The sequence below is a fragment of the Paraburkholderia sp. GAS333 genome, from assembly GCF_050435665.1.
GTDB classification, from domain to species: Bacteria; Pseudomonadota; Gammaproteobacteria; order Burkholderiales; family Burkholderiaceae; genus Paraburkholderia; species Paraburkholderia fungorum_A.
The window spans coordinates 1309703-1323356 of record NZ_JBNDKS010000002.1 but is presented as its reverse complement, the minus strand read 5'-3'; the positions used below and the strand labels follow the sequence as shown (position 1 = coordinate 1323356).

The window sequence follows — 13654 nt, the reverse complement described above, 5'->3', positions numbered from 1 at the left end:
AGCACGTCTTCCGGGCAGCATTTTCAACCGGGGAGGTATGCGCAAATTACACGCGTTAGCCCTCCGCAATCCGTACGCCATTTTCAGATATCGCTGATTCCCCGCTCCGCCCGGCCCACGATAAAACCGTCGTGCTTGACCAATCCGGCGGATCGCCCGCAATCGAGTGGCTCGCCACGTGATCGAATAAAAGGAGAAAAAACATGAGAACAGTCCTGAGCGTAACGGCGTGCGCCTTATCGGCCGTATTGATGGCCGGATGCGCGGCCCCGCTGAATCGCGATACCGAGACCTCGCTGAACAAGGCGGTGGGTATCGAAGTGGCGTCTGTCGCGGAAGGTGTCGCGGTCAAGCTGCCCGAATCCGCGTTGTTCGAGTTCAACCAGTCCGATCTGCGTGGCGACGCAACGGCGGTCGTGAATCGCTCGGCGGTGCTGCTACAGCGTAGCCGCAAGCCGATCGTCGTCGAGGGCTATACCGACAACGTCGGCACGCTCGAATACAACCAGCAACTGTCCGAAGCGCGCGCGACCTCGGTGGGTTATGCGCTCGTAGAGCGAGGCGTGGCGATCGACCGGGTACGAACCAAAGGTAACGCGTACAACAACCCGGTCGCCAGCAACGATACGCCCGAAGGACGCGCGTTGAACCGTCGCACGGAGATCATCGTGCGCGGTGAATCGGTGGATACATTGATGGGCAAAAAGTAACTCACAAGCCGTTCGCGGCGCAATCTGAAACGCGTGGCGAGAGGTCCATTTTTGATAAATTTTATTTAGCTAACCATACTTAATTCAAGTAACTGAGAGCAGCACTTAATCACCAAACATTTCGACAACACAACTTTGGAGCCCAGCTTGAATATAAATAATCTGCCAGAAACCTCTGATCATCTTGCTCATCTCGCTGCCATTGTTCTACTGCGTACAGACGCTTCGCGTGAAGAAAAAGAATTGGCTGGGTCTGCGTTAGCGCAACATCACACGTCGAGGCAGACCAGCAAGGTAATCGGCAGTCTCGCGGCGAAAATACTGGCGGACAAAAACGCTTGCTACGAGGCAAAGGAACTCGCCGGCTGCGTGCTTTCGCAAGTTCGCCATGTTCAGGGGCAAGCGTCTGCCGCACGCTGAGTAATGTCGGCTTCTGCGCTGGCTTGAGTCTCGCCAGGCAAAAGTCAGCCAGAAGCCAGGAGTCAGGCCAAAAAAAATGCGCTGCCGAAGCAGCGCATTTTTTATCGCAAGCAACAGGCGTCACTACCGCGACGCCCACTCTCACTCAAACACTCAGATACTCAACCCGCACGCGCCAGCAACAACGCGTTCGTGCGCTTCACGAAGCTCGCCGGATCTTCCAGCGCGCCGCCTTCGGCAAGCAAAGCCTGATCGAACAGCAGGTGACACCAGTCGTCGAAGTTCGCGCTATCCGTGTGCAAGCCCTTCAACAGCGCGTGTTCCGGATTCACTTCGAGAATCGGGTGGGCCGACGGCGCCTGCTGACCCGCAGCCTTCAGCATGCGCTGCAGGTAGCCGCTCATTTCGTTGTCGTCGGCGACGAGACACGACGGCGAATCGGTCAGACGGAACGTGAGACGCACGTCCTTGGCCTTGTCCTTCAGCGCTTCCTTCATCTTTTCGACGAGCGGCTTGAACTCTTCACCGACCTTTTCCTGCGCCTGCTTTTCCTCGTCGTTCAATGCGCCGAGATCGAGGTCGCCGCGCGCCACGCTTTGCAGCGGCTTGCCGTCGAATTCGTTCAGGAACGACAGCATCCACTCGTCGACGCGATCGGTCAGCAGCAGCACTTCCACGCCCTTCTTGCGGAACACTTCGAGATGCGGGCTGTGGGTCGCGGCCTGCCATGTGTCGGCGGTGACGTAGTAGATTTTCGACTGCTCGGGCTTCATCCGCGCGACGTAGTCGGCCAGCGACACGCTCTGCTCCGGCGTTTCCGTATGCGTCGACGCAAAGCGCACCAGCTTCGCGATCCGCTCGCGATTGGCGTGATCTTCGCCGATGCCTTCCTTCAGCACCTGGCCGAATTCCGTCCAGAAACCGGCGTACTTCGCCTTGTCGGCATCGTTATCCGAGTTCGCCAGTTCCTCCAGCATCGACAGCGAACGCTTGGTCACGCCTTCGCGAATCGCCTTGACGTCGCGGCTTTCCTGCAAAATTTCGCGCGATACGTTCAGCGGCAGATCGCTCGAATCGACCACGCCCTTCACGAAACGCAGGTACGTGGGCAGCAATTGCTCGGCGTCGTCCATGATGAACACACGCTTCACGTACAGCTTCAGGCCGCCGCGATGATCGCGGTTCCACAAGTCGAACGGAGCGTGAGTCGGCACGTACAGCAGTTGCGTGTACTCGCTGCGGCCTTCGACGCGGTTATGCGTCCACGTGAGCGGGTCCTGATGATCGTGTGCGAGATGCTGATAGAACTGCTTGTACTGTTCTTCGGTGATGTCGTTCTTCGAACGGGTCCACAGCGCGCTGGCCTGGTTGACGGTCTCGTCTTCGTCCTTCGTGACCATCTCGCTCTTTTCCGCGTCCCACTCTTCCTTTTGCATCAGGATCGGCAATGCGACGTGGTCCGAGTACTTCTGAATAATCGACTTCAGCCGATGCGACGACAGCAGTTCATCCTCATCCGCGCGCAAGTGCAGCGTGATGGTCGTACCGCGCGCGGCGCGCTCGATCTGCTCGACCGCGAAGTCGCCCTCACCCGCGCTTTCCCAGCGCACGCCTTCCGAGGCCGGCAAACCGGCACGGCGCGTTTCGACGGTGATCTTGTCGGCGACGATAAAGCCCGAATAGAAGCCCACGCCGAACTGGCCGATCAGCGCTGCGTCTTTCTGCTGGTCGCCGGAGAGCTTGCCGAAGAACTCCTTGGTGCCCGAGCGCGCGATCGTGCCGAGGTTCGCGATCGCTTCGTCTCGGCTCATGCCGATGCCGTTGTCGTCGAGCGTGATGGTGCGCGCGGCCTTGTCGTACGACACGCGAATCCGCAGATTCGGATCATTCTCGTACAGCGCGCTATTTTCGATCGCTTCGAAACGCAGCTTGTCGGCCGCGTCGGAGGCGTTGGAAATCAGCTCACGCAGGAAAATTTCCTTGTTGCTGTACAGCGAATGGATCATCAGTTGCAGAAGTTGCTTAACTTCTGCCTGAAAGCTCATGGTTTCTTGTGCCATGGTCGGACTTCCTCTCTGTTGCAAATAGGGTTCAGGTCAGGCGTGGTGTTCAGGCGCCGTTCGATGCTGGCTGTCCGCACGCGATTGCGCAACCGCGCATGCCGGACAGCGGCGGCCGGACTGCCCCGCCGCCGGCTGGCCGGCCGCTAAAGCACGCGGGGCCGCCGGATTGTTCGCCTAACTGGGGACAATCCAACACGTTTTCAAGAGGCGCGACGGATGACGTTGTCGATATAGCGGCTCAGAAACGCCGCCAGTTCAGGGTCGCCGCAGTTTGCGATGTTGAAGCGCATCCACGTGGTCGGCGATTGTTGCGGCGAGAACAGGCTGCCGGGCGTCAGCAGGAAGCCGGCTTCGTGCCCGGCTGCCGCCAGTGCGCCAGCGTCGACGCCGGTATCGGCCCACAAAAACATGCCGGCTGTCGGCGTCATGAAGAGCTTCATGCCGGTCTTTTCCAGCATGCGGATCGATTTTTCCCGCACGCTGTCGAGCCGTGCGCGCACCCGCTCCACATGCCGCCGGTAATGCCCTTCGGTCAGGATCTTGTACAGCACGCGCTCGTTGAGTTCCGGGCTCGTCATGCCGACCAGCATCTTCTGATTGCTGACCTCGGTGGCCACCTCGGGCGCGGCCGCGATGAAGCCGACCCGCAGGTTCGGCGCGAGTGTCTTTGAAAAGCTGCCGAGGTAAATCACGCGCTTGAGCTGGTCGAGACTTGCGAGGCGCGTGCCGGGTGCGCTGGGCGGACAAAGGTCGCCATAAATATCGTCCTCGACAACAATGAAGTCGTACGCCTCGGCAAGGCGCAGGATACGAAACGCCTGAGCCGCCGTCAGCGAGGTGCCGGTCGGGTTCTGCAGCACCGAATTGATCACCAGCATTTTCGGCCGCCACGTCTGCACCAGCGATTCGAGCGCGTCGAGGTCCGGGCCGTCGGGCGTGTACGGCATGCCGACCAGCCGCGCGCCTTGCGACGCGAAACGGCCGAACATCTGGAACCACGCCGGATCGCCGACGATCACCGCGTCGCCCGATTTCACGTAAATGCGCGAGATCAGATCGATGGCCTGCGTGATGCCGGACACCATCACGATCTGATCGGGCGATGCGCCGATTTCCAGTTCTTCGAGCCGCGTCTGCAATTGCTGGCGCAGCGGCAAAAAGCCTTGCGGCGTGCCGATGCCGAGCATCTGCGCGCCGCTTTGCCGTCCCAGCGTGCGCAGCGCGTTGGTGATCAGATCGCCATCGAGCCAGCGCGGCGGCAGATAACCCAGCCCCGGACTGCGCTCGGGACGCGCGCCGGTGTACAGCATGTTGCGCAGCAGCCAGACGACGTCGATCGTGGTCGGCGCGGGCGCCGCCTCGGGCGCGCGCGGGATTTCCGTCACCGGCGAGCCGCCCAGCCGCTCGCGCACATAAAACCCGGAACCGCGCCGCGACTCCAGATAGCCTTGCGCGACCAGCCGCTCATACGCCTCGACCACCGTGAAACGCGACACGTGCTTGTCGAGCGCGAGCTTGCGGATCGACGGCATGCGCATGCCGGGGCGGAACACGCGCTCCTCGATACGGCGGCGCGCCCACTGGACGAGTTGCTCGACCAGCGTCATCGAGGTGGTGTCGTGCGGAACCGGAATCTGGGCAAGCGAGACGGACATGGCGTGACTCCAACTGTACCGAATAGTATCGAATCGATTGTACCGTTACTGTGCAGGTCCGCGCCGCTACATTTGAGACAACAGAGGATGGCAATGCAGCGGAAATGCCGGCCGGACAATGGTTTGGGCTCCCGCGAACGATCCGGCAAACCCGGATCAATGCCATCCGCATGGCCCGCCGATCCGGCAAACGGTTATGCTTACGGCCCCGGCAGCGCTGCCGCTACATCTGGCGCGCACCGGATTTCCGCAGAAAACCGTTTCCTCGCTCAGTCATGACCGCTCATCTGCTTCGCCTCGATCACCTCGTGGTTTCCGCCCGCACTCTCGATGAGGGCACGCAGTACGTCGCCGATACGCTTGGCGTCGCACCGGCGGGCGGTGGCTCGCATCCGCTGATGCGCACCTACAACCGCCTGCTGAATCTGTGGGGCGGCGTGTATCTGGAAGTGATCGCGATCGATCCGGAGGCTTCGTCGTCAAATGGCGCGGCAAGTGGCGCGACTAAGGCGGACCAACCCCGTCCCCGCCTGTTCGCGCTGGACGACCCGGCAACGCACGCCAGGCTGGAACGAGGACCGTACCTGTCGCATTGGGTCGCGCGGGTCGAGCGGCCGAAGCAGCTGACGACGTGGCAAACGCAGTATCCGCAGCGCATTGCGCCGGTCGTGCCGATGACGCGCGGCGATTTCACCTGGGGCCTATCGGTCCCCGACGACGGCGCTTTCCCCGCGTGGCAAGGCGCCGGCGACGGAATCCTGCCTTCGCTGATCCAGTGGGACTCGCTGCGGCATCCGTCGACGGCATTGCCGGAAACGGGCATTGCGCTGAAAGCATTGAAAGGCTCGCATCCGCAAGCCGACCTGATCGGGATGCAACTCGAGTGGCTCGGCGCCGCTCACCTGCTCGATTTGCAGCCCACCGACGGCGCTCCAGCGCTCGTCGCCGAATTCGAAACACCCGAAGGTCTACGGACCCTCAAATAAGACAGCGCGCGCGGGTCGTCAACTCGCGCGATAATTGCAGTTTTGACCGGTTCCAGAGATACCAGCAGAGGAGAGCATGGACCAAAGCGACTTGAAAGCCCCCACGTGGCAATTTTCCGAACGCGCACGCAAACTCACCAGCTCCGCGATTCGCGAGATTCTGAAGGTCACGGAACGGCCCGAAGTCATTTCGTTCGCGGGCGGCCTGCCCTCACCGGCCACCTTCCCCGCTGAACGCATGCGCGAAGCCGCCGACCGCATCCTGCGCGACACGCCCGCCGCAGCGCTGCAATACAGCGCAACCGAAGGCTATGCGCCGCTGCGCGAGTGGATTGCGCAGCGCTATTCGGTCAATGGTGCGCAGATTCGCCCGACCCAGGTGCTGATCACCACCGGTTCGCAACAGGCGCTCGACCTGCTCGGCAAGGTGCTGGTCAACCCGGACAGCCCGGTGCTGGTCGAAACGCCGACCTACCTCGGCGCGCTGCAATCGTTCTCGATGTACGAGCCGAAGTACGTGCAGGTGGCCACCGACGAACAAGGTCTGATCCCGTCGGCATTGACGCCCGAACTGACCGCCGACGCGCGCCTCCTGTACTCGCAGCCGAACTTCCAGAATCCGACCGGCCGCCGTCTGCCGCTCGAACGCCGCATGGCGCTCGCCGAATTCGCGAAGACCGCACCGTTCCCGGTGATCGAAGACGATCCGTACGGCGCGCTCGACTACGCGGGCGAACCGCTGCCGACGATGCTGTCGATGGCGCCGGATCATATCGTCTACCTCGGCTCGTTCTCGAAGGTGCTCGCGCCCGGCTTGCGCGTGGGCTTCATCATCGCGCCGGAAGAATTGATCTTCAAACTCGTGCAGGCCAAGCAGGCCACCGATCTGCACACGCCGAGCTTCACGCAGCGCATCGTGCACGAAGTGATCAAGGACGGCTTCCTCGACACGCACGTGCCGACCATCCGCGAGTTGTACCGCGATCAATGCCAGGCAATGCTGGCGTCGCTCGAACGCTATATGCCCGAAGGCGTGAGCTGGAACCGGCCGGAAGGCGGCATGTTCATCTGGGTCACGCTGCCCGCGCAGATCGACACCATGAAGCTGCTCGAAGAAGCCGTCGCGCAGAATGTCGCGTTCGTGCCGGGCGCGCCTTTCTTCGCCGATAAAGCGCAGAACAACACGCTGCGCCTGTCGTTCGTCACGGTGCCCCCGGCGAAGATCGACGAAGGCGTGTCGCGTATCGCCGCGCTGATCCGCGCGAAGGTTTAAGCGTGTTTTTACACGCTTAAGCATCGCCCTTCGCCCGAACGAAACCGAACGAACCCTTTACCGATCAAGGACGCAACATGGCTAACACGAACGTTTACGACAAGCTCAAGGAACTGGGCATCGAACTGCCCGTCGCCGGTGCGCCGGCAGCCGCGTATGTGATGAGCGCGCAAAGCGGCAACACGGTGTACCTGTCGGGCCACATCGCGAAGAAAGACGGCAAGGTCTGGGCCGGCAAGCTCGGCGCCACGCTGACTACCGAAGAAGGCAAAGTCGCGGCACGCTCCATCGCCATCGACCTGCTCGCCACGCTGCACGCGCATGTGGGCGACCTGAACCGCGTCACGCGCATCGTCAAGCTGATGAGCCTCGTCAACTCGACACCGGACTTCACCGAGCAGCATCTGGTCACCAACGGCGCGTCCGAACTGGTTGCCGATGTGTTCGGCGAGCAAGGCAAGCACGCTCGCTCGGCATTCGGCGTCGCGCAGATTCCGCTCGGCGCGTGCGTCGAAATTGAGATGATCGCGGAAGTCGCTTAAATCGAGTCAGAAACGGGATCAGAAGTTCGCCTAATGAAAGCCACGAAGGCAATGCGGCCAGCATAAGCTGACGGCTTGCCCGGCAATCCTTCAGAACGCGTCGCGTGGTGTCAGTCACCCGCGACGCGTTTTGCTTTTGTGACGAGGTGGTCTGTTCACGTCCCAGCAGATAGAATCCGCGAATCTATTCACCGTCTGATTCGCTGGACCGCGCCATGCCCGCCCACATCGTTCGCTTCAAACAGGTCGACGTGTTCACGTCGGTGCCCTTCAAGGGCAATCCGCTCGCCGTCGTATTCGACGCCGACTCGCTCGATGCCGAACAGATGCAAGCCATCGCGCATTGGACCAATTTGTCCGAGACGACCTTTCTGTTGAAGCCGACCGATCCGGCCGCCGACTATCGCGTACGCATTTTCACGACGCACGGTGAATTGCCTTTCGCGGGTCATCCGACGCTGGGTACAGCGCATGCGTTGCTCGAAAGCGGGTATCAGCCGAAGCAGGCAGGCAAGCTGGTCCAGCAATGCGCGAAAGGTCTCATTGAACTGGAAGCGCTCACCGATTCCGCCGATGCCGCGAATCACGCATGGGCCTTCGCCGCGCCGCCTGCGCGAGTCACGCCGTTGGCCGAAGAACGTTACGCGGCGCTGTCTAAGGCTTTACGTAGCGACGCAATCGATTTCAGCGCGCCCCCCTGCGCGGTCGACAATGGTGCACCGTGGCTCGTCGTGCGCGTCAATTCCGCGCGCGATTGCCTCGCACTCGACCCCGATTCCGCGGCGCTCGCCGACATCGTTCACTCCGTCGACACCCACGGGCTCGCCGTCTACGGCCCGCACGACGCCGACGGCCCCGCGACTTTCGAAGTGCGTTGCCTGATGGCGGGGGGCGGTTTCGGTATTGGTGAAGACCCCGTTACCGGCAGTGCCAATGCTGCGCTCGCCGGCCTTCTGAGCATGCAACAGCGACGCCCCGGCACGCACTACACCGCGCGTCAGGGAACGGCACTCGGACGCGCAGGCCAGGTTTCCGTGCATTACGACGACGCACGCGACAAGACGTGGATCGGCGGCGCGTCGGTGACGATTGTCGACGGCACGATACGGCTGCCGTAAGCGAGACAGCCTGAATCGTATCGGCCCGTGTTTCAACATTGCGTTTTAACAATTGACGATTGATGCGTCGCGCATTGCAAGAGACCCGCGACAGACCTGGCACCCCTTAACACTGAACCGATGAAACACTTGAAACGACTGTCGGGTTTGCCGCATCAAGACCTGTCGCGCTGTTGTGAACCCAGCCGAACGGGATGGTTTGTTGCGCCCGCGTATACCCGATGCGCGGACGCTTCCTTAATCCAGCGTCATTAAGTAAGATCGAAACGTACCCTATGACCTATGGACGGTCAGCCACGGCGCCACTCCTCCTGCTCAGCAGTTCCGGCACCCCGGTCACGATGCAGCCATCCATGAAACCAGCGCAGTCGTTGCTAGCGCGTTTGCAACCGGCCGGCACCCAGGCACGGGCCTCCCGATGAGTCAATCACGCTTCTCCGAGCAGCGCGAAGCCAAACCTCGCCGCGATCCGGCCGTATCGCGCAGACGGGCTTTGCTTGTCATTCCCGCGCTCGGCGTACTGGTCCTGATCCTGCTTTGGACCGTGATCTTCGCGCGTCTGTCGGTCGAAAAAGAAGCCACTTATCGTGAAGCAATGGCGTCTTCTGCCATTCTTTCTGCGGCGCTGGAGCAGCACACGATCAAGGCGATTCACCAGGTCGACCAGATCACCCGCTTCGTCAAATACGAGTTCGAGAAAACGCCGGATCATTTCGATCTCGCGAGCACGGTCGAAAAAGGCGTCGTGCAAAGCGAGACGCTGGTGCAGGTATCGCTGATCGACGAACACGGCACGCTGATCTCCAACACGACCGATCTCAATCCGAAACATATCGACCTGTCCGACCGCGAGCACTTCAAGGTCCACGAACACGAGAACGACGATCAGCTATATATCAGCAAGCCCGTGCTCGGCCGCATTTCCGGCCACTGGACCTTGCAGATGACGCGTCGTCTGAATCACCCGGACGGCTCGTTCGCGGGCGTCGTGGTGGTGTCCGAAGACCCCAGCTATTTCACCAGCGACTTCTACAACAACGCGGCGATCGGCCATGACGGCGTCATCGCGGTGATCTCGGACAACGGCACCGTGCTCGCGCGGCGCACCGGCGGCGCCGAAAGCGCGAACGGCGTGTTCACGGCGAGCGGCACCTATCCGACCTCGGAACACGTGTCGGGCACCTACGTCGATTCGATCGACAACGTCACGCGCATCGTGTCGTACCGGCATATCGACGGTTATCCGCTCGGCGTGCTGGTGGGTCTTTCGCAAGCCGAAGAATTCGCCGACTACAACCACACGCGCGACGTCTATCTGCTGATGGCGGGTTTCATCTCACTCGCCATGCTGAGCTTCTTCGCGGTCGCCACGGGTTTGATCGGCAAGCTGCTCGGCCGCGAGCGCGAGATGACGCACCTGGTCGAATACGATCTGCTCACGGGCTTGCGCAACCGTTACGCGACGCTGCAAACGCTGCGGCACGACGTGGCGCAACCGGCCAACCTGGGCCGCCTCGCGATCCTCTTCATCGACCTCGACAACTTCAAGACCGTCAACGACACGCTCGGCCACAACGCCGGTGACATCGTGCTGCAAATGACCGCGTCCCGGCTCGCCAGCGCGGTCGGCGAGCAAGGCGCGTTGAGTCGCATCGGCGGCGACGAGTTCGTCGTCGTGATCAAAGGCGACGACGTCGAGAAGCGCGCGGTCACGCTGGCCGAAGCGGCGGCGGAAGCCTTCGCCACCGCATTCGAAGTACGCGGCAGTTCGTTCGTGCTGCATGCGAGTATCGGCATCGCGCTCTACTCGGTCGCGAACGAAAGCGAAATCGACCTGCTGAAAAAGGCCGACCTCGCGATGTACAGCGCGAAAGACGCCGGCAAGAACTGCTACCAGTTCTATTCACCGCAACTGTCGCACCGAGCGGATCATCTGATGCGCTGGGAGCAGCAGTTGCGTGTCGCGCTCAACGAAGGGCAACTGTTTCTCGCGTATCAACCGAAGATCGATTTGACGCGTCGTTGCATTACCGGCTTCGAAGCGCTGGCCAGATGGAATCATCCGCAACACGGGTTAATTCCGGCGAACGAGTTCATTCCGGTTGCCGAATCGACCGGGCTGATCGTGCCGATCGGCGACTTCGTGATCGAGACCGCGTGTCAGCAACTTGCGCTGTGGCAGCAGCAGGGCTACGACACGCTGTCGCTGGCGGTGAATATTTCGGCGGTGCAGTTCTGGCGCGGCGACCTGTATTCGACCGTGTCGCGCGCCATCGAGGAAACCGGCATCTCCGCGCGCCGCCTGGAACTCGAAATCACCGAGACGGCGATGATGGAATACCCGGAACTCGTCTCCGAGAAAATCTTCGCGCTGAAACGCCTCGGCGTGCGAATCGCGCTCGACGATTTTGGCACCGGCTATTCATCGCTGTCCTATCTGAACCGCTTTTCGGTCGATACGCTGAAGGTGGACCGTTCGTTCGTCCAGGCGATTCCCGGCGACCGCAGCGTCTGCGTGATGGTGACGGCAATCGTCAATCTGGCGCGCTCGCTCGGGCTCACGGTGGTGGTCGAAGGCACCGAGACCGAAGAGCAGATTGCGTGGCTCGCCGCGCTCGGCCATATCGAGGCGCAAGGTTTCCTTTTCTCTCGTCCGGTCCCGGTCGAGGCGATTCCGGCACTGCTCGAACGCTTCGGTGTATGCGGGATGACTGGCCAGTCGGCCGCCCAGGAAACCGACAATACGAGCAGCGTATCCAGCACCAATAGCTGAGCACCCAGCCTCTCTTTTCGGTCATTTTCGTTCTGTACCGCTGCGTCATAAAACCGGCTACATTCACGCTGTAAGGTTGACAGCGTGATGCCGGCCGCCAGCGATGCGACCATCTTGCGTCACACGACGATGATCCCAAAGGGCGGGCCGCCCGCGTGCCGGGCTCCCGTGACGCCATGCAGACGATCACGAGCCAGGATGCCGCGAAACGAGGTGAACGGGAGCCGCTATGGACGCTATTTCGCGTCGTGCTCGGTTTGTCCGCGTTGTCGTGGGGCGGCCTTGCGCTGATGGCGCAACTCGAACACCACTATGTCGAACGCGAGGGACGCCTGTCGCGCGTCGTGTTCTCGGATCTGATCGCGCTTGCATGGATGGTGCCCGGCCCGGTCGGATGCAACGTCGCCGTGCAGCTCGGGCACGCGCTGCGCGGACGCGCCGGCGCGTGGGTCGCGGGCATTGCGAGCGTGCTGCCCTTTTTCACGTTGATGACGCTGTTCGCGATCTTCTACCGCACGCCGCTCGTGCGCGCCGCCGCGTCGCAAACATTGCTCAATCACTTCAGTGTCGTACTGGCCACGTTGATTGCCGTCACCTGGTACAAGCAGACGCGCACGCTGGTGCGCGGCAAACTCGAATGGCTCGCCGCGCTGCTCGGTTGCGTGGCGCTTTTCTATGCGCGCAGTCCGGCCGCTTATGTCGCGATGCTCGGCGCGGCATTCGGCGCGGGCTGGGTGGTCAGTCCGATTCGCCATGCACGCCTTGTCGTGTCGCTCAAACGCGGCGACTGGCAGATGCTCGCGGCGCTGTGCATGTTGTTGATAGTGTTCGCGCTGCCGCTGCCGCATCGCTATGACCTCGCGTTGCTGTGGCCGCGTCTCGCGGGAGCCGGCATGACATTGTTCGGCGGCGGATTTTCAGCGCTGCCGGTGCTGAAGACGCTATTCGTCACGCCGGCAATCGGCGTATCGGATAACGACTTCACGCTGGCGTTTTCGCTGTCGCCGTTATCGCCGGGACCGCTGTTGAATGTGGTGCCGTTCTTCGGCTATCTGGTGGACGGCTGGGTGGGCGCGCTGATTGCAACGCTCGCGTTGTTCGTGCCGTCGGGCTGCCTGGTCGTGCTGGCGCAACGGCATCTGCATCAGTTGAAGACGAATCCGCGCTTCGAGCACGGCATGCGGATTTTGCGCGCGGTCACGACCGCGTTTCTCGCCGTGGCCGTGTTGCGGATTGCCGCACACGTGCCCTTCAAACCGGTCTATCTGGTGACCGCGATGTTTTCCGGCATGTGCTTCGCGAAGCTGAAGGTGCCGGTGTACGCGGTCTATGCGACGGTCGCGGTGGTATGCGGTTTGTGGTTCACGTTCGGCACGCTGCCTTGAGCAAAACAACGCGCCGATTCAAACATAAATCTCAGAACCCACGCGACAGCACTGCGACGCCGATCGTCACCACGCCGAGCACGATATTGATCAGCACCAGACGCCGGATCGTGCCGACCGCCTGCGCACCGTCCGGCCACTTTTGCGCCTGCACTGCTCGACGAATACGCGGGAAAACGGCGAAACGGATGTGCCCGAAAATCAGCATCATCACGATGCCGAGGCCGGCCATTGCATGCAACGGCCAAGTGGCGTGACCGCCGCCGAATTGCATCAGCAGGAAACCGCCGCTCAACAGGATGATCAGAACCGCGGCGGCAACCCAGTTGAAGAAGCGCCCAAACACTGATTCCCACAAAGGCAGGCGTAATTGCGGCGAGAGATCGGCAATCGCCGGGCGCAGGCAGAAGTGCGCGAAGATCATCCCACCTACCCACACTGCAACCGCGAGCAGATGGAGAAAGAGCGCGAGTTCGATAGCTTTATTCATGTTGTTTTCCTCTCCCGACGACACCACAACCGCCTTGGACGATTGATATTAACAGCGGCTTTGAGCGCGTTCGACCGCGCGCTGTGCCGGCAGTTCCGGGTGCCCATGGCTTTCCAGTGGATTCTTTAATTGTTATTGCAGCGCGCCCCGATGTTGCAGCGCTGCTCCCCGTATTTTCTACACGCTTTTTATTGCATGCCGATGCAGCGTAATGGCAAAGATAACGGCAATGGCAATGA

Annotated in this window: 11 protein-coding genes; 8 read left to right on the top strand and 3 right to left on the bottom strand. The window is 61.5% G+C overall.

Going from position 1 to position 13654, the window contains the following annotated elements; genetic code table 11:
• Positions 1-203 precede the first annotated feature (203 nt).
• Together ABH945_RS15050 and ABH945_RS15045 are read left to right on the top strand one after the other, a co-directional pair.
• Positions 204-710 carry an OmpA family protein gene (locus tag ABH945_RS15050; RefSeq protein WP_074763424.1) on the top strand — a complete coding sequence of 169 codons (507 nt, stop codon included), beginning with the start codon at positions 204-206 and terminating at the stop codon, positions 708-710.
• 147 nt (positions 711-857) lie between these two features.
• Positions 858-1130 carry a hypothetical protein gene (locus ABH945_RS15045; RefSeq protein WP_143026223.1) on the top strand — a complete coding sequence of 91 codons (273 nt, stop codon included), beginning with the start codon at positions 858-860 and terminating at the stop codon, positions 1128-1130.
• A 161-nt stretch (positions 1131-1291) separates the two neighbouring features.
• Here ABH945_RS15045 and htpG read toward each other — a convergent pair whose 3' ends face one another.
• Together htpG and ABH945_RS15035 are read right to left on the bottom strand one after the other, a co-directional pair.
• Positions 1292-3190: a molecular chaperone HtpG gene (gene htpG / locus ABH945_RS15040; RefSeq protein ID WP_074763422.1), complete on the bottom strand. Its 1899-nt coding sequence runs from the start codon at positions 3188-3190 to the stop codon at positions 1292-1294.
• A 203-nt stretch (positions 3191-3393) separates the two neighbouring features.
• Complete coding sequence (locus ABH945_RS15035) at positions 3394-4848, bottom strand: PLP-dependent aminotransferase family protein (RefSeq protein ID WP_074763421.1); 1455 nt, start codon at positions 4846-4848, stop codon at positions 3394-3396.
• A gap of 275 nt (positions 4849-5123) precedes the next feature.
• Between ABH945_RS15035 and ABH945_RS15030 the strand changes: the two genes are divergently transcribed.
• From ABH945_RS15030 to ABH945_RS15005, 6 genes are all read left to right on the top strand, one after another.
• The gene (locus ABH945_RS15030; protein WP_429250993.1) at positions 5124-5834 is read left to right on the top strand and encodes a VOC family protein; all 711 of its coding nucleotides are present in this window, start codon (positions 5124-5126) and stop codon (positions 5832-5834) included.
• 76 nt (positions 5835-5910) lie between these two features.
• Positions 5911-7107 (top strand): PLP-dependent aminotransferase family protein, encoded by a 1197-nt coding sequence (locus tag ABH945_RS15025; protein WP_074763419.1) that lies wholly within the window; start codon positions 5911-5913, stop codon positions 7105-7107.
• Between the two features lie 77 nt (positions 7108-7184).
• Positions 7185-7649 (top strand): RidA family protein, encoded by a 465-nt coding sequence (locus tag ABH945_RS15020; RefSeq protein WP_074763418.1) that lies wholly within the window; start codon positions 7185-7187, stop codon positions 7647-7649.
• Between the two features lie 215 nt (positions 7650-7864).
• On the top strand, positions 7865-8767 hold the full coding sequence (locus tag ABH945_RS15015) for a PhzF family phenazine biosynthesis protein (protein WP_429250992.1): 903 nt from the start codon (positions 7865-7867) through the stop codon (positions 8765-8767).
• A gap of 418 nt (positions 8768-9185) precedes the next feature.
• Positions 9186-11540: a bifunctional diguanylate cyclase/phosphodiesterase gene (locus ABH945_RS15010; RefSeq protein WP_074763416.1), complete on the top strand. Its 2355-nt coding sequence runs from the start codon at positions 9186-9188 to the stop codon at positions 11538-11540.
• A 176-nt stretch (positions 11541-11716) separates the two neighbouring features.
• Positions 11717-12925 carry a chromate transporter gene (locus tag ABH945_RS15005; RefSeq protein ID WP_429250991.1) on the top strand — a complete coding sequence of 403 codons (1209 nt, stop codon included), beginning with the start codon at positions 11717-11719 and terminating at the stop codon, positions 12923-12925.
• 31 nt (positions 12926-12956) lie between these two features.
• Here ABH945_RS15005 and ABH945_RS15000 read toward each other — a convergent pair whose 3' ends face one another.
• Entirely contained in the window at positions 12957-13415 is a 459-nt protein-coding gene (locus ABH945_RS15000) for a CopD family protein (protein ID WP_074763414.1), read from the bottom strand.
• Between the last annotated feature and the right edge of the window lie 239 nt (positions 13416-13654).